General features: G+C 39.1%; 18 protein-coding genes and 1 pseudogene. 8 read left to right on the top strand and 11 right to left on the bottom strand.

The genetic code is table 11. From position 1 onward, the window contains the following. Positions 1–16: 16 nt before the first annotated feature. Positions 17–592, bottom strand: coding sequence for a hypothetical protein (locus A5868_RS14315; RefSeq protein ID WP_086305324.1), 576 nt, complete (start codon positions 590–592; stop codon positions 17–19). Positions 593–1,095: 503 nt separating this feature from the next. Between A5868_RS14315 and A5868_RS14310 the strand changes: the two genes are divergently transcribed. Further along, the gene (locus A5868_RS14310) at positions 1,096–2,061 is read left to right on the top strand and encodes a dipeptidase (protein WP_086305323.1); all 966 of its coding nucleotides are present in this window, start codon (positions 1,096–1,098) and stop codon (positions 2,059–2,061) included. A 73-nt stretch (positions 2,062–2,134) separates the two neighbouring features. Here A5868_RS14310 and A5868_RS14305 read toward each other — a convergent pair whose 3' ends face one another. The 5 genes from A5868_RS14305 to licT form a co-directional block, all read right to left on the bottom strand. After that, complete coding sequence (locus tag A5868_RS14305) at positions 2,135–3,160, bottom strand: saccharopine dehydrogenase NADP-binding domain-containing protein (RefSeq protein WP_086305322.1); 1,026 nt, start codon at positions 3,158–3,160, stop codon at positions 2,135–2,137. A 509-nt stretch (positions 3,161–3,669) separates the two neighbouring features. Next, positions 3,670–4,707: an FUSC family protein gene (locus A5868_RS14300; protein WP_086305321.1), complete on the bottom strand. Its 1,038-nt coding sequence runs from the start codon at positions 4,705–4,707 to the stop codon at positions 3,670–3,672. A gap of 238 nt (positions 4,708–4,945) precedes the next feature. Beyond that, the gene (locus A5868_RS14295) at positions 4,946–6,373 is read right to left on the bottom strand and encodes a 6-phospho-beta-glucosidase (protein WP_086305320.1); all 1,428 of its coding nucleotides are present in this window, start codon (positions 6,371–6,373) and stop codon (positions 4,946–4,948) included. 31 nt (positions 6,374–6,404) lie between these two features. Beyond that, positions 6,405–8,285: a beta-glucoside-specific PTS transporter subunit IIABC gene (locus tag A5868_RS14290; RefSeq protein ID WP_086305319.1), complete on the bottom strand. Its 1,881-nt coding sequence runs from the start codon at positions 8,283–8,285 to the stop codon at positions 6,405–6,407. Between the two features lie 117 nt (positions 8,286–8,402). Next, positions 8,403–9,239, bottom strand: a complete 837-nt coding sequence (gene licT, locus A5868_RS14285; protein ID WP_044926647.1) for a BglG family transcription antiterminator LicT — start codon at positions 9,237–9,239, stop codon at positions 8,403–8,405. A gap of 587 nt (positions 9,240–9,826) precedes the next feature. Between licT and A5868_RS14280 the strand changes: the two genes are divergently transcribed. Together A5868_RS14280 and A5868_RS14275 are read left to right on the top strand one after the other, a co-directional pair. Then, complete coding sequence (locus A5868_RS14280) at positions 9,827–10,210, top strand: hypothetical protein (RefSeq protein ID WP_086305318.1); 384 nt, start codon at positions 9,827–9,829, stop codon at positions 10,208–10,210. Between the two features lie 54 nt (positions 10,211–10,264). Beyond that, positions 10,265–10,813 carry a DUF2922 domain-containing protein gene (locus A5868_RS14275; RefSeq protein ID WP_086305317.1) on the top strand — a complete coding sequence of 183 codons (549 nt, stop codon included), beginning with the start codon at positions 10,265–10,267 and terminating at the stop codon, positions 10,811–10,813. A 34-nt stretch (positions 10,814–10,847) separates the two neighbouring features. Here A5868_RS14275 and A5868_RS14270 read toward each other — a convergent pair whose 3' ends face one another. Both A5868_RS14270 and A5868_RS14265 read right to left on the bottom strand, forming a co-directional pair. Further along, entirely contained in the window at positions 10,848–11,930 is a 1,083-nt protein-coding gene (locus A5868_RS14270) for a DUF871 domain-containing protein (protein ID WP_086305316.1), read from the bottom strand. Next, entirely contained in the window at positions 11,927–12,820 is an 894-nt protein-coding gene (locus tag A5868_RS14265; RefSeq protein ID WP_086305315.1) for a BadF/BadG/BcrA/BcrD ATPase family protein, read from the bottom strand. Before A5868_RS14265 ends, A5868_RS14270 begins: the two co-directional genes overlap by 4 nt. Before the next feature lie 179 nt (positions 12,821–12,999). Between A5868_RS14265 and A5868_RS14260 the strand changes: the two genes are divergently transcribed. The 3 genes from A5868_RS14260 to A5868_RS14245 all read left to right on the top strand — a co-directional run bounded on the left by A5868_RS14260 (position 13,000) and on the right by A5868_RS14245 (position 15,658). Next, complete coding sequence (locus tag A5868_RS14260; RefSeq protein ID WP_086305314.1) at positions 13,000–13,863, top strand: MurR/RpiR family transcriptional regulator; 864 nt, start codon at positions 13,000–13,002, stop codon at positions 13,861–13,863. 184 nt (positions 13,864–14,047) lie between these two features. Continuing rightward, entirely contained in the window at positions 14,048–15,346 is a 1,299-nt protein-coding gene (locus tag A5868_RS14250; RefSeq protein WP_010778827.1) for a PTS sugar transporter subunit IIC, read from the top strand. Between the two features lie 30 nt (positions 15,347–15,376). Beyond that, positions 15,377–15,658 carry a hypothetical protein gene (locus A5868_RS14245; RefSeq protein WP_010778828.1) on the top strand — a complete coding sequence of 94 codons (282 nt, stop codon included), beginning with the start codon at positions 15,377–15,379 and terminating at the stop codon, positions 15,656–15,658. A 158-nt stretch (positions 15,659–15,816) separates the two neighbouring features. Here A5868_RS14245 and A5868_RS14240 read toward each other — a convergent pair whose 3' ends face one another. Both A5868_RS14240 and A5868_RS14235 read right to left on the bottom strand, forming a co-directional pair. Then, on the bottom strand, positions 15,817–16,407 hold the full coding sequence (locus A5868_RS14240) for a GNAT family N-acetyltransferase (protein WP_049944368.1): 591 nt from the start codon (positions 16,405–16,407) through the stop codon (positions 15,817–15,819). Between the two features lie 528 nt (positions 16,408–16,935). Further along, entirely contained in the window at positions 16,936–17,403 is a 468-nt protein-coding gene (locus tag A5868_RS14235; protein WP_010778830.1) for a hypothetical protein, read from the bottom strand. A 367-nt stretch (positions 17,404–17,770) separates the two neighbouring features. Between A5868_RS14235 and A5868_RS14225 the strand changes: the two genes are divergently transcribed. After that, positions 17,771–18,055: a helix-turn-helix domain-containing protein gene (locus A5868_RS14225; protein ID WP_010778831.1), complete on the top strand. Its 285-nt coding sequence runs from the start codon at positions 17,771–17,773 to the stop codon at positions 18,053–18,055. Positions 18,056–18,078: 23 nt separating this feature from the next. Next, positions 18,079–18,921: pseudogene (locus A5868_RS14220) on the top strand (IS3 family transposase); the annotation flags it as partial. A gap of 211 nt (positions 18,922–19,132) precedes the next feature. On the opposite strand, the gene A5868_RS14215 reads toward A5868_RS14220, so the two are convergent. Further along, positions 19,133–19,951, bottom strand: a complete 819-nt coding sequence (locus A5868_RS14215) for a hypothetical protein (RefSeq protein WP_086305313.1) — start codon at positions 19,949–19,951, stop codon at positions 19,133–19,135. Positions 19,952–20,107 lie beyond the last annotated feature (156 nt).

Below are 20,107 nucleotides of genomic sequence, written 5' to 3'. Positions count from 1 at the left end.
TTATCTCTACCTTTCATTAGAAAAAAAAGTAGCCGTCCGAGATTATTTTCAGTGCAAGCGTCAGACCAATGGTACAGTTTGCGACGGCAAATGCATACTTTGGCAATTTGGCTTGCGACTTCATAATCGTCTGAGGATCTTCGGGAGCTGGATCGATTTTTAATGGATTTTCTGGATTTTTTTCTAAATAATCCTTCCAGAAAACGGCTTGTTCCGTGTAACTTGGATAACACTTATAACAAAGCGCTGCTGAATAGAACACAAATGCGTACAGCACACCAAAAATGTAGCCCTCCATCATAAACAAAAAGACAAACGCAACTATCAAAAATACAATCGCCCCAATCGCTGCACTCAGCCAAATATATCTTTTGAAGCCTTTCATTAGGTAGTGAGATAAATAACTACTGATCTCAGAACGACGAGCTTTTAAGTCACTCTCCGTCATTTCTGGGTACTTCTCTCTCAATCTCAGTTCTTGCTCTGAGTTCAAGCTGCGAATCTTTCCTTGAAGAATAATTAATTTAAAAAAATACACGAGTAATAGAACACCGAAAAAATAAGGAGTTAAGCGAATGAAAAAAAGTAACATAAGAGCAACCTTCCATGATTAGTATTTTGTTATCATATGATAGCAAAAACACATGATACAAAGCATTAACGGTTGGTTAGTGTCATATTTAAAATCATTGAAATTACACTGTCGCTCGACGGACTGGTTGGTTCATCTGAACAAAATAAAGTGATGAGCCTTCGGTTATATTCTACGCATCATGCTCAATATCTTTTAGCTAGTTTGCTCATTTTTACAGCAAGAAGTACGCAGACTCTCCCTTCAGTGATAATACAAATTTGCGAAACATCAAGAGCTTAAATAAACTACGCCCTGCACTGCTCTTGTATTGGAATAAAAACGTTTATGGCTAAAAACCTCCAGCAAATAGCAGCTCTTCTATTGACTCTGATTCCGTATACTTGTTATCATCTTTTCAATATACTGTCATTGCAGCTGCAAATGACCCCTGCTTCAAATGAATAAAAATAAACGGAGAAAAGGCAACTATTATAGGATGCTTTTTTCATTAAGGAGAAAAAATGAACGTAATTGATATGCATTGTGATACGATCATGAAAATATACCAATCCTCAGGCGCTAAACTAAGAGAAAATAACTTTCAAATTGATCTGCTCCGTATGAAGGAAAGTCCAACGAAATTGCAGAACTTTGCGATGTTTGTTCCTTTAGATGAAGTAGACGATTCTTATCGCGTGTGTCGAGAGATGATTGCTTGTTATTACACCGAAATGAAAAGAAATACCGATTTGATTCAACCGATTTCTACTATTGAAGACTATGAAGAAAATCTCGCTGCGAAGCGTTTAAGCGCTCTTTTGACTATGGAAGAGGGAGCGCCACTTGCTGGTCGATTAGATCGACTACAGGAATTCTATGATTTGGGCGTACGAATGTTAACTCTCACTTGGAATTTTAAGAATGAGATTGGCTTCCCTAATTCGATTTATTGGGACAATGAACAACAAAAACTAGATTCTGAACAAAAAGGACTAACAAAACAAGGGATCGCCATTGTACAACGCATGGAGGAACTTGGAATGATCATCGATGTCTCCCACGGATCAGACCAATTAGTTCGGGATGTTCTGACATACACCAAGAAACCTTTTGTAGCCAGTCATTCGAATGCACGGTCGATACACAATCATCCGCGTAATTTACCAGATGAATTGATCGCTGGCATCGCTCTTCGGGGTGGTGTTATTGGCATAAACTTTTTTGAATCCTTTATTCAATCACCAGATAACCCTCAGTCTCTTGTGGAAGGAATCGTTCATCATATCGAACATTTTATCAAAGTTGGCGGCATTGAATGCGTAGGAATAGGGACCGATTTTGATGGTATTGAAGAAAATCCTCAGTTGCCCGATGTCCGATCGATTGAAAAACTTGATGATGGGTTACGTGCAGCAGGCGTTTCTTCTAGTGCGCGTGAACAGATTTTCCATAAGAATGTTGAACGCGTATATCGTGAAATTTTATAGCAACCTGAGTCGTCATTGGATCAGAATGAAAAACCGAAAAGAGCGAATGTATAACACATCCGCTTTTTTTAATTTATGCTGGAATCGACAACCGGGGCAGCTGCGCCAGTACTTCCGACAAAGTCGTTACGTCCGTTAAGTGATAATGCCCATTGGGTAAGGTTCCTTGGAGGAGTTTATTCGCCGCAAATACCGCGATTTCTGCCGTCATTTTTGCTTCTTCTTCCCCTAAAAGAACGATTTTTTTAGGATCTTCAACGTGCCCGTTGGATACTTTTACAACGAATGAACGATCCCCGACCATTCCCCGCTGCATAAACCATACGAGACTCTTTAATACCCTTGGATTTTTAAAAAGCTTTGCTAGTCCCGCTTTTTTTATTATTTGTAACAATGCCGTCAACCAATTTTGATCGAAACCAAGAAAAGTTGCGTACTTGCGTGAAGGATCTGCCGCAAAAAGCATATGCTGATCGGCAAAATCAAAATTGGCACTGCGACGTGTCCCAAGCGACGGCCCGAAATCCGTCTTTCGACCATAGACAAAATTTTCAGTTGTTGGTGACCACTGAGGATGTACATACGTACGATTCAACTGCTCAAAGGTCCATTTTACTGCTGCTTCCCCATGTCGATCGCCTATTCCTAAAAGGACATCAATTACTATCGTTTGAGCTGCCGGTTCTCTTTGAACATACGCAGCGGCGGCCAGATTAGTAATGCCGGGTGCCAAACCTACCCCAATGACTCGCTTGCTTTTTTTAGGAGTAGGCAGTGAATCAACTTTCTTCAAAAAATCACTATTTGCACTGATATCTAAATAATCAATGCCTGATTGTTGGCACTGTTCGATAAATCGCGTGTCTGTTTGATCCAAACAAACAATTACCATATCAAGATCTGCTAGTGTTTCAGGACTGACCGCTTTGGTCAGGTCTACTTCACGCTGCTCTAAAACAGGTGAAAAAAGTCCTGCGAATGCCTCCATCTTCTGTACATTTCTTCCCATCAAAACAACAGAATGTCCTTGACTCGTTAATTCCCTGACGATTCCTTGCCCGACCTGGCCGTGACCTCCGACCACTGCTATTTTTACCATCTATTTTCTCCCTTATCCGTCTAGTTATTTTTTTCGTTTACAACTGTAATCTGTTTCATTTAATTTATAATTAACGTTTACACTTGTCAACGTTAACGCTCATTTTACGTAGAACTATCAACAGGAAAGCTAGTGGTGAAAAATCAATTCAGTTAATTTTGTGCGAAATTAGAAAACAAAAAAATCAGATCCCACTCTCTTATATTGAGCATGGACTCTGATTTGCAGCTACTCTTCTTTAAGTTGAAACGAAAGCTAAAAATAATAAAACATCCATTCCTTAGAGGTCATACAAAGTGTCAATTATGTAAAATTGGTTATCCCAAGTCTCCTATCATGGCTGACACAATTGGGCATCTGCTTTTAGAGTGTTTCCTCAAAGACTGAATTTATCTCTTAAACTATTCGCATGAGTTATCTTATAAGTAATAACTATTTTTGAAAAGCCTTCTATACTATGTCCACTCCCTTTGATAGTTACTAAAGTTCCTTTTCGTAGTCAATTGTTCTTAATAATCCCTTCTAAAGATTTTCAAGCTGTAGTCGAAAATGAGGACTAAGACAATTGTCAGGCTAACCCCTATAATTAAGCTGATAAAACGATAATAAACAAAATTATATTTGTCTGTCGTTGATACTAAACTGACTAAAAGAAGGACTTGCGGATTAATGAATACATTGGCAACAGCGTAATTACGCGACATGAAGTACTCAACACCAATGTTTAAAGGAATCAACAATATAAGATTGACAAAGTTTGGAAAATCAAGAGCAATCAATAAAAACCCGACCATTAGCCCAAGGATTGTCCCAATAATTCGGTGGAGTGAGCGTTCCTTTATTTTCTGTGTATATTCTCCAGCAAGTACGGAAGAGGCAGATATTAGTATCCATTGACCACTATAATCTCTTAATAAATATGAAATATAGGCCGTTAAAAAAAGAATCGTCGAAAAATTGATGGCTTTAATAAACAAATCTGGAAACTCATAAATAGTCACATAATATTTATCTTTGAAACTCAGTCTCTCGTGGGGGTTAACACTCGTCTTTAACGGTAGCCTCTCGATGAAAGAAACCAAAAGACCAGAGATAATGGCTCCAACAATTCCAAAAAGTAAATAATAGCTGGTTTGCACTACATGATGTGTCTCAGGTAACGTAATTCCTGTAGCAAATAGCATAATGATGAAAGAATAACTGGGTTTAGGGATTTGATACATTTTCGTTAGTATAAATGCTGTAAAAGAAATAGCACTGATAATGAGAGGAATTGCCCAAGAAATAGAGGCGGCATACAGCCCTAATGAAAAAGAAAGAAATAGTAGAATTCCATGCACACAAATTGCTTGAACATTATATAAAACGGATCTCCTTTGAAAGGACAAATACGCAAATGACCCCATTACACCTAATGAAGCAACTTGAATGTCCTTTAGAAAAAAGGAAAGCAGTATCGGAATGGCAATTGACAATCCCGAGCCTAACGGGCGAAAAAAAGTATCATTACTTTTGTTAAACAAAAATAAACTCTGAAAATGACTCATTTATAATTTCTCCTAATTTTTATTCCTGATGATTTGCTGGTGGGAAAGCAACGTACTGTATATACTCTTCCCTAGGTCAAATCTTTCTCAAAATCACTAAATGAGACAATTATTATGAGCGATTTTTCCCCCTCATAATAATTGTCTCAGCTATTTTTCTACATTTCGTTATTAAAAATACTAATATTTTTTTTAGTAACTACTTTTGACAATTTTATCTCCCGGCTGACATCATCGCTTAATCTAAGTTTTCACCGTTGGAAGCGATGACTTGCTTGTACCACTCGAAAGATTTTTTACGACTACGTTTCAACGTGCCCTTGCCTTCATTATCCCGATCAACATAAATGAAACCATAGCGTTTTTTCATTTCGCCTGTGCCTGCTGATACTAAATCGATACAGCCCCAAGAAGTGTAACCCATCAGGTCGACACCATCTTCTTCAACAGCATTTTTCATTGCCTGAAGATGAGCTTTCAGATAAGAGATTCGATAATCATCGTTAATGGTGCCATCATCCATCACTTCATCGACAGCACCTAACCCATTCTCCACGATAAATAATGGCTTTTGATAGCGATCAAACAAGTCATTCATTGTAATTCGTAAACCTAGAGGATCAATTTGCCAGCCCCACTCTGACGTTTCCAAATATGGATTTTTAATAGTTGGAAAAAGATTCCCTGCTGTTTTTTCAACCCCAGAATTCTCATCCGCAGCTACTCGAGAAGCATAATAAGAAAAAGAAATAAAATCCACTGTATTGTCTTTCAATATATCTGAATCACCGGCTTCCATTTCGATGACTACACCCTTATGTTCTAATTCTTTTAGGGCATATGGCGGGTAAGCACCCCTCGACTGCACATCGATCAAGAAGTAATTGCCGCGATTTCCTTTCACTGATTCCCAGACATCTTTAGGGTTGCAACTATACGGATAGTAACTACCAGCAGCTAACATACAGCCTACTTGATTTTCTGGATCCACTTCATGGGCAATTTTCGTAGCTAGTGCACTGGCTACTAACTCATGGTGGGCTGCTTGATACTTTACTTGCTCTTGATTTTCGCCTTCTTCAAAAACTAAACCGGCTCCTAAGAACGGTGCATGTAAAATCATATTGATTTCATTGAAAGTCAACCAATATTTTACTAACCCCTTATAACGATCAAATAATACTCGTACCAATTTTTCATAAAAATCAATCATTTTACGATTTCGCCAGCCACCGTACTCCTTGATCAAGTGAATAGGACAATCAAAATGAGTGATCGTTACTAGTGGCTCGATCCCATATTTATGACACTCTTTAAATAAGTCTTCATAAAATTTAAGCCCCTCTTCATTTGGCTGTTCTTCATCACCGTTAGGAAAAATCCGCGTCCAACCAATCGATAAACGATAGGTTTTAAAACCCATTTCGCCAAATAACGCAATGTCTTCTTTATAGTGATGGTACATGTCGATGGCCTCTTTTGCTGGATAAAAATAGCCATCTTCAAAGGCTAACATTTTTCTTTGACCGGTGATCACCTTGCGACGATCAGCTCCAGTAGGGATCACATCGACATTCGCTAAGCCTCGCTGCCCCTCATTGTAACCACCCTCACATTGATTGGCTGCGGTAGCGCCACCCCATAAAAAATCTTTTCTAAAACTCATGAACTTCCTCCTAGTTTTCTTCGTCTAATTTTTAGCTCATAATTCGAATGACTTGTGCACCAAAATCAATGGCACCTTCATTAGCTGTAAGAATGTCGCCAACTTCTTGAGAATTCGTAATAACAACTGGTGTAATGACTTTATAGCCCTTTTCTTGAATTCCATCCAAATCAAACGTGATCAATTCATCGCCAACGGTAATTTTTTGACCCTTTTCAACATGATATTCATAGCCTTCGCCGTTTAATTGAACCGTATCAATCCCAACATGAATCAAGATTTCTAACCCATCATCACTAGTGATACCAATGGCGTGCTTTGAATCAAACAAAGCAGACACTACTCCATCAACTGGCGAAACGACTTTTCCTTCTTCTGGTTGAATCGCTACCCCTTGACCTAAAATTTCTTCAGAAAACATGCCATCATCAACCATTTTCAATGACTTTAATTGCCCTTTAATTGGTGCCACAATTTGTGCGCCATTGATATTAACTGTTTTATCTTTAGCCAATTCTTGCTCTAATTCTTTTGTTTCTTCTTCCACTTCTACGGTGTCCCGATACAAAATCAAAGTGGCAATAAATGTAATGACAATACTAATCCCAGCACCAATACAAGCACTAATAAAATAGCGCAAAGTATTGTCACCGATATAACTTGGTAAAGTTAATAAACCTGGCGAACCACCTGAAAAGTTGCGAACTCGCATGATTCCCATGAATAGACCGCCGCCGCCGCCGCCAATCATAGCCGCATACAAAGGTGTTTTGAATCTCAAATTGACCCCATATAAAGCCGGTTCAGTAATTCCAAAAAGTCCGGTTAAACCAGCTGAAAATGCTAACTGTTTGATGGCAGAATCTTTTGATTTCACACCCACGCCAATTGCTGCTGCCCCTTGGCTGACGTTTGATGCCAACATTCCTGGATAAATAACCGTGTCAAAACCTGTAGTCATTCGATTATTAATTCCAATCGGAACTAAACCATAATGAGTTCCTGTAGCAACAAACAGTGGTGTCAAAGTCCCAATTAGCAATGGTACAATCCAAGGACTCACGGATTCTAATGCAGTGATTGCTGCAGAAATCCCTGAAGAAATCAAATAACCTAAAGGACCTAAGGCAACTAATGTGACGATTCCTACTACGAAAATAGTAATCAAAGGTTTACTGAAAAATTTAATTACTTTTGGTGATACACGATCAGCAATGGGTTCCACATAAGACATAAACCAAACTGCTAAAATAATCGGGATAACGGATGATGAATAACTCACTGCCGTAATTGGCAGGCCAAACAAACTAATTGAGCCACCCGTTTCCGTTGCAGTAGTCACCATGTTGACAAAATTTGGGTGTAATAAAATCCCCCCGACCATGATTGCTAAATACATATTGGTTTTAAATTTAATGGCTGAAGAAGCCGCCAATAAAACAGGCAAGAAATAAAAGGCTGCATCTGCCATAAAGTTTAAAATCTGATAACTTTGTCCTTCTATTGACAATACATTAAAGACTACAAGAAGCGATAAGACTGCTTTTAACATCCCAGCTGCCGTAATTGCTGGCAGAATCGGTGTAAAAATACCTGTGATAGTATCGATCACTTTTGCAATTTTACTGCGATCATCTTTTTCTTCTGTCTCACTTGAATCTTCAGACAAATGAAACGCTTGATTAATTTCCTTGTAGACATTTCCCACATCACTGCCAATAATTACTTGGTACTGTCCACCTTTATTGACAACTCCCATAATTCCAGTCGTATTTTTTAAAACTTTTTCTGAAGGCTTTTTATCATCTTTCAACACAAAACGCAGACGAGTTGCGCAATGGGTAAGTGATTTGATATTTTCTTTTCCTCCGATATTTTCGACGATTATTGTAGCTAAGTCTTGGTAATTCATGGTTTTCCTCCTATTTTTTAAACTACGTATCTGCAATATTTCAATTTGAGCATAAAAAAATACCTAAATGTCCCTTTTCAGAACATTCAGGTATAGCCTGCATTATCAGTAACAATCCTATTCGGTAGTTATTCTTTTTATGTGGATAGTTAAATAAATCAATTCATCTTCTTCCAATGGTCGGCCGAATTCTTTACTCACATATTCACTAATTTTTAGCGAACAAGCATATTCCTTGGGAAAGCGTTCCTTCAAGCCAAACATGAAACTTGCTGTACCACTGTCATCCAACTTCGTGCCATTGAACAAGCGCTGTACAAAAAATTTTAAGTGCGTAATAAAACGCTCATAATTCAGCGAATATTCATCTAAGTCTATTTTGAAGTGATACTTAATGATATTCAAGACATTTTGAATGATTTTGGTCATCTCAGAAACTTGGTTCATCTGATTCATATCTAATTCAGCATTAACGATATGAAAAGCAATAAAACCAGCTTCATCTTCAGAAAATTTGATCCCTAAGCGTTGTTGAATAATATTAAGCGCTTCTTTTCCAATCAAAAATTCATGATTATAAAAACGTTTGATTTCCCAAAGCAGGCCATTTTTAGTTTCCATGCCTTGTTCGTAACGTTCAATTGCAAAATTAATATGATCGGTCAAAGTTAGGTTTAGATTATCACTCAACCGTTTGCCTAATGATGCTCTCGCGAAGCTGATGATTTCATTTGCCACTTGAATATACTCGATTGGGATAGAAGCAAGTAACTGGGTTAATTTATTGACGTTCCACTCTTTAGTGCTGAGATAGACTTTTTCTATCTTCGCTTCATCAATAATGTCACCAGCCTTCTTCTTAAAACCTAGGCCTTTTCCCATCACAACAATTTCTTGTTGATCAGCATTTTCAGAAATGACAATATTATTGTTGATTACTTTTGCAATGTACATATGGTTACCCTTCAAGATAAAGTTTAGGTCTAGCCCACGTAAAGCGGTAACAATCCATAAGCACATAATAGCATGATAAAAAATATTTTGTCAATTTCTGTATGAATTCTTACTTTCTTGAGTTTTTTTGATTAAATATCAGATTCGTTACTTTTCAATCATTAGCCGCATTTTTTATATAAAGGTTCTTAAAACAATTGAACCCTTTTTAACTTCTCCACTAGATTACCATAAACTGTCGTACTTAAAACTTTACCTAGCGACACCTATCTTACGGCGGAGTTCTCAAAAAATTAATTACATGGTCATAAGCTGATTGACTAGATACAAAATGTTCGGTCGAAAAGTAACACCCTCCTCTTAAAGAGAAAAAATAGAAAATCGAGGAATTCGCCAAAATTACATTTGGGGCTCAAATTTGCAGGGTTTTGGGCGGTCTTTTTTTCAAGAAGGTTGATATCTCAGCTTTTCGTAAAAATCGAAGACGGTTTTTCGTGCAAATTTGAAGGCGATATGCAAAATTGGCGGTTTTGACGTTTTTCTGATTTGTGGCGTATGGTTGATATGAAACCAAAGGAGACGATACGATGGCTGAGACACTTTTGACACACCTCCAGCTTTTTTCCATGACGCCGAAGAATCTTGAGAAGCGAATCTCGGAGCACTATTACAAAACGCAAAACAGCAGTTTGACGATCCAGTACGCATTAGCGCTGCGTGTTCGCTGCACGTTGGGCGCACAGGAATTCAAGCATATTCTGCGGGATCTTATTCGTGAGCTTTTTTTGACAACGAAAGCGACGCGAACGATGAAACGATTCTTCTATTATTTCCAGGACTATTTTATGACGCCTGAATGGCGGAGCTTGAAGCTGCGGGTATTCCCGCTGCGGAATTTTGGTGAGAAGGCAGTGACGTTAGTTCGTTCCCTTATCTCGACTGTCCGCCCTGATGAAACGAACGAACCTTGATGAACGTATATACTGCCCCCCTACCCCGACCTAATAAAGAAAGGAAGCAAAAAAATGAACCACAAATTAGTCGCAACATTTACCAACGAACACGGCAAACAGCACAAATGGACCTATAAGGACATTGACACCGACTTGCCCGCGGAAACCATCAAAGAAGCCTGTGATTTATTGACCAGCCTAGATATTTTTGAACAGGACGGCGTGAAGCTTTTTGATACTGTCGTTACTGCGAAGATCGTGACGACGATCGAACATGAGATTTTTAACCGAAGCGCGGATTCTTCTGAGGAAGCGGAGGAACCGACAGAAACGGCGTGCTGTGCTGCGAGTAAACGCGTGGAGGCTGTGGAACTGCCTGCGTTTGCGAAGAATCACGAGAATCAGCCCGACTTTCCGACTGTTACGCTGCCGAATGTTCCTTTGCCTCAGCAATCATCCAATGAAACTTTGTCCGCATCACCTGCGGAATCCATTAAAACTAGCCCGACAGAAGCGACGAGAGAGGCGATTTCAGCCTATCCAACGAAGGATTCCCCGCCAAAATCGCGGAAACGGCTCCTCTCCAGTCTGTTACGGCGAGAAAAACGGCATCCTAAATAGCTCGTATCATTTAATGCCTTCTTTCAAGAACCAATCAGCTAAATTTAAATTTGGTCCAAGGTTTCAAGTAGTTAAGGAGTGCCAGTTCCTTCTCTGCAATCCGCCCAATTTTATTTTTGCGGTCATCTTTATGCGGGTTCAGAACAACCTGTAGTTCATTTTTATAGATACCAAAACGATCATTGCCGATCACGACATCTCCAAATTGAAATTCTCCATCGGCGTCGTGAGGAGGATTCGCCTCTCCCTTATAAATAACACGTGATTGCGTAGACCGGGCGACCAAAGCGTTGGTGTCCCCACGACGGAAATGCTGCATCTCACAAGCGATTTTCCATTCTAGCTCAGTCGTAGTTTCTAAAAAATCCACCTTCAGTTGAAGTTGATAACGGTCGACATCTGCCAAGGCTTTCAATTCCTCTTCCGTTGCGTATGCATTTCCGATAATGACATCATCGATCAAGCCGGTCGCAAATATTTTTTTTGCTTGTACGTCGATGGGCAGATGGCGGTCACTTTCTAAGGTAGGCAAGCCATCATTGACATTCCAAGGCCCCTGCTCCCCATGCTGACTTGCGACGAAAGCGGCCGTATGAATCCCATTCTTTTTAAAGCGTTCGCTGCATTCCAAGAAAAATTCCTCAGTTAATCCAGTGCCCACTTGCGGGTAAAAATTGTGACAACCGAATAAATAAGGTTTATTGGCTTGATAACTCAAAATATTCTCAAGATACGCCACATCATTACTCATATTCAATTCAATGATCAGCCCATAAGGATTGTAACTGATCAGTGCTTCGGTATTGCCATCAAATCCTTGATCCAAGCGAATCCCATCGACACCTAATTCTGCAAAAAAGCGTAGATTCTGATAACTGATTTTCAATTTTTCAAAAATACGGGGCGAAATATCGATGATCGTCAGATAGCCTAAATCTTTTGCAACGGCAACGATTTTAGTGAATTTCTCTTTAGTTGCAGGAATATCCTCAGCCTCGAGCATACTCATAAAGAGACGGGAATAGCCGTATTTTTTTCCAAGCTCTAAGTACTGCTTGTCCTTTGTAAAATCGCTATGGTCGGGATAAATCGAGAGTCCTAATTGTCTGAATGTCATGATTGCTCTACTCCTTCATAATAAAGTACCCCTGAAGCATTACTTCCTGTTAAAGGAATAATGGTTACTTCAGGATAGTGTTGTTTAATTGTTTGTTCAAAACTTTTTTGAACAACTAGATTGTGTGTCAAAACTGAACCACTGATAGCGATCTTGCTTTGACTTCCTAATGACCCCGCCCGATCTAATATATCTAAAGCTTGTTCTGCTAACTGCTCTCCAGATTTTTTCATGATTGCTTGGAATGCTTCGTTTTGATCACCGTGTTCGGCAAACTCTTTTCCATAAGCAGCCAGTTCGTTGCGGGAAAGACGATTGAACAAATGCACAGCTTCAAAAATATCCTTCACACCGATAATCGGTAAAATCAATGCCGTTAATTCCCCCACTTGTCCTCGGTCTGATTCTTTCAGCATCCCTTTAAACGCCTGCCGTACCATATCATAGGCACTTCCTTGATCCCCTAATAACTGTCCCCAGCCGCCCGCTCGATAAGGTGTCTGATTAAAGCGGCCCAAAACGATCGAGCCTATCCCCGCGATAACCAATAGTCCATTAGACCCTTGCAGACCTTTCAACAGTGCGAGTTCAGCATCGGAAAGCACGATAGTTGGTCGCTGTACTTTTTTTTCAATATATTCAGCAAGTTCTTTCTGATTTCCAGCGCTTTGACTACCCGCAACACCAGCTAAGATCAATTCGCACTTGTTAACTGGTAATTCTTCAAAGAGTTTATCTAAAGCAGCCAAAATATTTCTCTTTGTCTGATTAGTATCAACGAAGCTGTTTCCAGGTCCGGCTGTTGTCTCGGCGATCAATTCCTTATTTGATGTATATGCTTGAGCGGTAATGTGTGTTCCGCCACTATCAATTCCAATTTTATACTGCATAAATTTTTCCTCCAAAAAACTTGACATGGAATAAGAATACGTTTACATTATATCTGAAATGAAATTTTATTTCAATAACATTGAAGAAATGAAATCGAATTTCTAAAAAGGGGAATGAGAAGAAAGATGAAGAGAAGGAGGTCAATAGATTACGGTAAGAGAGCATGGGAGGAACAAGAATGCCGATTTTTGCTAAAATTCAAGAACAAAAAGATGCTTTTTCAAAATCCGAGTTAAAAATCGCGCAATTCATTCTGGATCAACCAGAAGAAGTGTTGAAAATGACCGCGCAACAAGTAGCGACAGCGGCCAATTCAAGCAGTGCGGCAGTCATTCGTTTGTGTAAACGGTTGAAGGTATATGGATTCCCGCAACTTAAAATTGAATTATCCGCGGATTTAAGCAGCGGTGAATTAAGCCAAAAAATACAACCAGAAGTGCGAAAAAATGAGGCAATCCATTCAATCAAAGAGCGATTATTACTAAACGTTCAAAGTTCATTAGCTGAAACCGTAGAAGAACTGGAAGATGCGCAAATCAGTCAACTAAGCCAATTAGTTGCTCGGACGACGCGTTTATTGGTTTTTGGCGTAGGCGCATCGAATTTAGTCGCTCAAGATATCGCCCAAAAGTGGGGAAGCATTGGAACGATCGTCAGCACGTTTAATAATCTAAACGACATCCTTCCAATAGTGGCAAATGCAAGCAAGGACGATCTCTTGTGGGTCATATCGAATTCAGGCGAAACGCCAGAAGCGGTGCATGCGCTGAAGATTGCGAAAGAACAGAATGTTGCGACCATTACGATGACCAAAAAAGGCAGCAGCACAATCTCTGAACTCGGGGACATTGACATTCACACGAGTCAACCGATCGAGTTACCAGGGAAGATCGCTGCAACAGATTCGCTGATGTTACAGTTTATGGCTATTGATATTATTTTTTACGATTATGTCAGTCGATATTATGAAACCAGTATTTCCAAATTAGAGCAATCGTCAAAACTAGTGAAAAACTATAAGAAAAATTTCTATAAAAAATAAAGAATACAGAGTTGCAAAAAAGGATGCCAGTCCAACTTTTAACAGTTTATCAGTTAGAACGATCCCAATCTTTTTCAAGCAGACAAACAGGAACCCTCCTAGTTGGATGGTATACGGCTTGAAAAGCAAACTTATTTTTCTGACAGGAAAAATAAATACATTAAAATGAAAAAGGAGACTTACCATGGATAGATTCATGAAGATCATTGAAGAAAAACTTGTGCCGCCAATGTCTAAATTAGGGACACAACGACACCTATTAGCAATACGTAATGGGGTCGTGTCGACGTTGTCTCTCATTTTGATCGGCAGCTTCTTTCTAATTTTTGTAAATATTCCTTATAAACCAATCGCAGATTTATTGGCCCCTTATAGTGAAACCATCGCTCTGCCCTTCCGCATGACGATGGGATTAATGGCTATCTACGCGACCTTTATCATGGGATCTGACCTTGCGAAATCCTACAAGCTTGACCCGACAACCGGTGGAGTGTTGTCCTTGGGTGCCTTCTTCATGTTACAGATGCCTGTGAATGTGACCACGCCAGCAGATGCACCGTTAGGATTCGTTTTGCCAATGGCATCATTAGGTGCTTCCGGCATGTTCTCTGGTATTTTAGCAATGATTTTCTCTGTTGAAGTGTACCGTTTCTTCACCAATAAAAAAATCACGATCAAGATGCCTGAACAAGTACCACCGGCAGTCGCACGTTCTTTTGAAGCGTTGATCCCCGGAGCCGTTGTGCTGATCACGTTATGGATCATTCGCGATATCATCGGATTCGATGTGAATTCTGCACTGATGGCCATGTTCAAACCAATCACTGGTTTGCTAGGAAATAACCTGTTCGGTGCTTTACTGCCAATGTTCTTCATCCATTTATTGTGGTCATTCGGGATACACGGGATGAGTATTGTCGGGTCGGTCATCCGTCCAATTTGGCTAGTAATGCTAGATGATAATGCAAAAGCTCTTGCCTCAGGAACACCTGCGACAGAGCTGCCTTATATAGCACCGGAACAATTTTACCAATGGACAGTGACCATTGGCGGAGCAGGTGCAACGATCGTAGTTGCTGTGTTGTTCCTGTTCATTTGTCGGTCAAAATTTTTAAAAGAAGTCGGACGCTTCACCTTGATTCCCGGGATTTTTAATATCAATGAGCCGATGATGTTCGGTGCACCAATGATTCTGAATCCGTACATGTTCATCCCCTTCAATCTAGTACCGTTAGTATTAACGACGATCTCCTATTCCGCCATAAAATTCGGTCTTGTCAACGGGTTTAGCACCTATCAAGCGTGGACGCTGCCCGCTCCGATCGGTGGCTTTCTGAGTGCCGGAAATGATTGGCGCGTCGTGGTACTGATCCTTGTGAACTTACTCGTTGCGGGAATCATTTACTATCCATTTGTAAAGGCATATGACAAAAAGATGGTTCAAGACGAAATGGCGCAAGTTGAAACAAGTGCTGCTGAATAACTCGTTTTTCGAAGAAAGGATGGCGAAACTATGTATTGGTTTATCGTATTTGCATTTTTCTTAGTGGTATTGACGATCAGTCAGTTCTCATTAAACAAGTTGGAAAAAAAAGGAGTTCGAGTTCATCGTTGGATCTGGGCATTTGCTTCGTTTCTAATCATGATCATTCCAAACATTTTGCTGCCTCATTTATCTGAACAAGTCAACATCTTCCTATACGCATTGTGTGCGGTTTTCGCGGTCAATTTCATGATCGAACAAAGAAAATATGTAGAAGCGATGAACCAGCGTTTCCCCACACAATCGAAATGAAGGAATCAAATGAACCAGATGCACTGTAGACGGTCGGTAATTTGATCTTCCCTGTGATGTAACCGGTGTTTAGTGAGGGTAAGCTCTTACTATTTTAAGAATAAAAATCTGTTAGTTGACCTTGAAGTCTACTAACAGATTTTTTTATTTTCCTTAATTCATCCAAGCCTTTTTTGTCTGAGATTTCCTGTGTACAGTCCATCTACACAAGTTCCTACATGACGGTAACCTAACTCTGAATAATAAGTATTCAAAAACGAATTATCTTTTGCACAATCTAAGCGAACAGTCCTATGGTCTTTTTCCGCCTTCATTTCAATAAATTTTAATAGCAATTTCCCTAAACCCGGTTTATTTAATGCCGTTGCAAGATGATGCACATAATAGGATGGTTCTTTGCTGACCTTCTCCCATCTTGGGTCCTCTGTAAACAGCGCCGCAACTCCTACTATTGTCCCTTTTGATCTTGATCTGAGTACAAATAGTTCCCCTTGTTTTACAAGTTTACAGAAGTAGGATTGAGGGTATACGTCGAAGTATTTGGTTTCGTTCCACTGATGGATCTCTTCCTTGTTCATCCACTCAATTCTGTCTTCAATTATTTGAACTATGTCAGAAACATCTATTTCTAAGGCCTTCTCAAAATAATAATCCATGATATCATCCTCTGTTCTAAAATATTCGGCAATTATAGCCTCATTTTTTACATTCAAACGCTCTTCGTTTCTTGCTATTTCGGTAGTTATCATTCCATAATAGCACTATTTTAAAGAAAACAATTAGGTTTTTGAGGGGGAAATCAATCGAATTTTTTATGAATGCTACTCATAAGTATTGACGAGGGATTTCGCTACAGGTTTAGTGTAACTAATAGGTTCAAATTACGAGAGCACTCGCCAAACACTCGATAGCATCAACAAGGACCACATTTCTATTGACTCGAAATGTGGTCCTTTTGCCTTTGAGAGATTTGGGTTACTGCGTTAACTGAATATAGCGATTTCCTGGTGAATAGGCGTTCAGGTTTAAGAAGAGATTGCTGTAGTTTTCTCTTGCTAAAATATAGCCAACAGTAACGGTGGCTGTTTCGCCGGGAGCAATGGGTTGTTCCTCTGGGTCTGCTTCGACGACAAGATCATCAACGATTTTTCCAACCGTTGTCGGTAATGGACTTACGGAGCCGGCTATATAGCGGTAAGAATCTGATGAATCCTTTTGAACCAGAGTCGTCTCTTTCGGTAAATCCGTAATGGTCGTTCCTTCTTTGGCTAACTGTTCTATCTGCGGAAGTATAAGTCCACCATCAATCGTTTCTTCCTGTATATTCTTGACTTGAGTTCGATTTCTAGGTATTTAGGTTGTATGTCCACTTCTCTGATTTTTTTATTCGTGGTATTTTTTCCATCACCATAGCTGTATTCTGTCGCTGTGATCGGTTGAAGCGTGCCTTTTTTGTCCCATTTTTCGCCAAATTCCTGTTCAGTATACGTTCCTGCTTTCACTTGCTTCTTTAAGATCGACAAGTATTTCGGAGCGATCGTATCGCTAAGTGTTACCTTGGTTGCAGTGATTTCTTGCACGGGCGTACCGTAGATATCCATCGTTTGGATCGCTTCATTGAGCTGGACGACTTCCTTTTTGTTGTTGCTGTCTAAGATCATTGGGTCAACAGTTCCCATCCGTTCTGCTTCATCCTCGGGAGTCAGGTATTCGATCGTTTCCGTCGCTTCTTCCTCGGTTGCCACATTGACAAGGGAAAGCTGATCAAGGACCTTCGTGATTTCTTTTTCCGAAATATCGCCATAGCATTTCAGCTCAACAAACTTATTTTGCTGTTCAAAGAATTTTCTCGCTACTCTCTACTCTCGCCTCTAACTCCTCAAAAGGGTCTAATTGTTCAAAGAGATACGCGGAACCCTTGGAAAGCTTGATTTCCTTATAATTTCTAACGTAATCATCACTAACGGTATCTTTTTGGTTTAGCTCATACAGTGTAAAGGTGATACCTCGTGCATTATACAACGCTTCTAAATAGTCATCACTATCTGAGGACACGGGCTATGATACACTTTTCTTGACTACCAGTTACGTTACCGGAAGGAATGAACTCTATTGAGAAAAACATATGATCGTGAATTTAAACTAAAGATTTCACAGGATCTCCTTGAGAAAAAAGTAACTACCAAGGGAATCGCTGAAGAATACAATATCTCTCGTCCAACCATTTCCCGATGGGTTTCAGAATATCGTCGATACGGGAAAAATGCTTTTGCTGGAAAAGGAAAAAGATTACCTGATAAAGCAGATTTCTACATTCTTGAACAAAAAAATAAACGGCTAACAGAGGAAAATGAAATTCTAAAAAAGTTCGACACGTTTGTGAAGCAAAAAAAGTAGTTCGTTTTGAGTTTGTTCACAAACATCATCAACAATATTCAATTCAAACTTTGTGCAGGATTTTAAATGTAAGTAGGCAAGGATATTATTTATGGCGGAATCGTCGCCCCAATAGGACTCAACTCCGCCATGATTTTTTAAAACAGAATATTAAGCGAGTGTTCTACGAACACAAAGGTCGATACGGATCTCCAAGAATCGCTCAACAACTTTACGATGAAGGAATAGAGACTAATAAACGTGTTGTGGCGGTCCTTATGCGTGGAATGAATTTATGTGCAAAAGGATTTCATCGACGCCAACCTTCTTATGGCAGAGGAAAAGCAATCGAAGAAATAGTAAAAGAAAATTTATTGAATCGACAATTTGAACAGAGCCAAATTGATGCTGTTTGGGTGACAGATATTACTTACATTCCTTGTAATGACGGTCGCCTCTATTTGTCCACCTACATTGACTTAGCAACTCGTATTCCACGTTGCTATATGCTGGATTCAAACATGAAAAAAGAAATTGTCATCCATCCATTAAAAATTTATAAAGGAGAATTGCCTGCGGTAATTCATTCCGATAGAGGTAGCCAATATCGGTCTCTTAGCTATCAAGAGCTGTTGACCGACCACCACATCATACATTCAATGAGCCAACCTGGGACACCTGTTGACAATGCGGTAATCGAATCGTTTCATCGATCGATCAAACGAGAATTAATCGAACCCAATAAGCATAAAAGTAAACTAGAGATGAAGGTGTTGATTCAAGATTATTTAGAGGACTATTATCCAAATAAAAGAATCCATACAAAATTTATGATGACTCCTCGACAATTTGAGGCGAAGAAAATAAGTAATCTAACCGAATGTTAACTAAAATGTTGCAGGCCCCAAATTAACTTATCTTTTTGTTCATAAAAGTCTTGCCATTCCAACAAAATCCCTTAACTTAATGTCCAGTTTTTCTTGACATTTCCACCCCTTAAGTTAGATTTTCTGGTCTAACTCAAGGGGCGCACTTCATCACTTCTCCGTAGCTTTTTCTTAGTAATCCACTTTGATATATCCAACGCACCGACACAGATTATTTCCCTTTTTCAGGTAAAACTACACCGAGATCAAACGCAATCTTTGTAATTCTATCCCTGGTTTCTTCGTATTTGTAATTTAGATTGATCACTCTGTAATAGGTTCTGCGTGTAATTGCTAACTTGCTTATTGCTTCAGTTATCGGAACACGTTCCTTTTCTTTATAGATAAGCAATAACCGTTCAATTTGCTTATCGGTCAATTGACAGCCACCACGCCTCTTACTATCAAGGGTATTTTTTTTATCTTCTGGATTCAGCCCTTCCCCCGTTCTTTTCTTTTGGTGAAAAAATGGTTTTATAGTTTCTAACTCCCTAATCTTCTTCTTTTGAACGAGTATCTCACTTTTTAAATTACTAATCTTTTTATTATACACTTGAGCAGAGTTCGCAATTTTTTGATCACTATCATATTCTTTTAAATCGAGAATTTTCTTTTTTCTATTTAGCTGATCCTCTAAATCTAACGCTCTATTATAAAACGCTATTTCCTCTTCACTTCTTTTTTTCAATTTTCCTTTCACTCTTTCGAGTTCATTTTCTAGTCTATCTGCTCTCTCTTTTTCTTCATTACATTCCCTCTCGAGTTTTTCAATTCTTTCTTTATATGTTTTTTTATTTTGGAGGTGAATCTTTCTTAACTTCCTATTTTCTTTTTTCAAGCCTTCTGCCACGTCTATCCATGAAAATAAAAGACTATGAATCTCCTCATCACTTCCAGCATATATCATAAATCCTGGTCCATTTTTTTTAGTTAATTTCAGCAACAAGTCATAAGTATTTTCCTTCTTCTTGTCTGCGTCATCATTCCTCATACCATTCACCCTCTTATGTATCTTTTATATTAATATAAAAGATACACATAAATGCAAAAACAATCAATGCTTCTATTGATTTACAGCTTCCTTTCAGTACATAATATCCTCTTTTATGAAGGATGATTCATCTACCCTTAGACACTATTTTTTTCA

The organism is Enterococcus sp. 12F9_DIV0723, assembly GCF_002174375.1.
Lineage (GTDB): Bacteria > Bacillota > Bacilli > Lactobacillales > Enterococcaceae > Enterococcus_A > Enterococcus_A gilvus.
Note: the sequence above shows the minus strand (reverse complement) of the source record. Positions and strands in the feature narration are given on the sequence as shown.

Excerpts from the sequence above, each read along its gene's own strand:
- A5868_RS14315 (WP_086305324.1), bottom strand. The coding sequence starts at position 592 with ATGTTACTTTTTTTCATTCGCTTAACTCCTTATTTTTTCGGTGTTCTA.
- A5868_RS14310 (WP_086305323.1), top strand. The coding sequence starts at position 1,096 with ATGAACGTAATTGATATGCATTGTGATACGATCATGAAAATATACCAA.
- A5868_RS14305 (WP_086305322.1), bottom strand. The coding sequence starts at position 3,160 with ATGGTAAAAATAGCAGTGGTCGGAGGTCACGGCCAGGTCGGGCAAGGA.
- A5868_RS14300 (WP_086305321.1), bottom strand. The coding sequence starts at position 4,707 with ATGAGTCATTTTCAGAGTTTATTTTTGTTTAACAAAAGTAATGATACT.
- A5868_RS14295 (WP_086305320.1), bottom strand. The coding sequence starts at position 6,373 with ATGAGTTTTAGAAAAGATTTTTTATGGGGTGGCGCTACCGCAGCCAAT.
- A5868_RS14290 (WP_086305319.1), bottom strand. The coding sequence starts at position 8,285 with ATGAATTACCAAGACTTAGCTACAATAATCGTCGAAAATATCGGAGGA.
- licT (WP_044926647.1), bottom strand. The coding sequence starts at position 9,239 with ATGTACATTGCAAAAGTAATCAACAATAATATTGTCATTTCTGAAAAT.
- A5868_RS14280 (WP_086305318.1), top strand. The coding sequence starts at position 9,827 with ATGGCTGAGACACTTTTGACACACCTCCAGCTTTTTTCCATGACGCCG.
- A5868_RS14275 (WP_086305317.1), top strand. The coding sequence starts at position 10,265 with ATGAACCACAAATTAGTCGCAACATTTACCAACGAACACGGCAAACAG.
- A5868_RS14270 (WP_086305316.1), bottom strand. The coding sequence starts at position 11,930 with ATGACATTCAGACAATTAGGACTCTCGATTTATCCCGACCATAGCGAT.
- A5868_RS14265 (WP_086305315.1), bottom strand. The coding sequence starts at position 12,820 with ATGCAGTATAAAATTGGAATTGATAGTGGCGGAACACACATTACCGCT.
- A5868_RS14260 (WP_086305314.1), top strand. The coding sequence starts at position 13,000 with ATGCCGATTTTTGCTAAAATTCAAGAACAAAAAGATGCTTTTTCAAAA.
- A5868_RS14250 (WP_010778827.1), top strand. The coding sequence starts at position 14,048 with ATGGATAGATTCATGAAGATCATTGAAGAAAAACTTGTGCCGCCAATG.
- A5868_RS14245 (WP_010778828.1), top strand. The coding sequence starts at position 15,377 with ATGTATTGGTTTATCGTATTTGCATTTTTCTTAGTGGTATTGACGATC.
- A5868_RS14240 (WP_049944368.1), bottom strand. The coding sequence starts at position 16,407 with ATGATAACTACCGAAATAGCAAGAAACGAAGAGCGTTTGAATGTAAAA.
- A5868_RS14215 (WP_086305313.1), bottom strand. The coding sequence starts at position 19,951 with ATGAGGAATGATGACGCAGACAAGAAGAAGGAAAATACTTATGACTTG.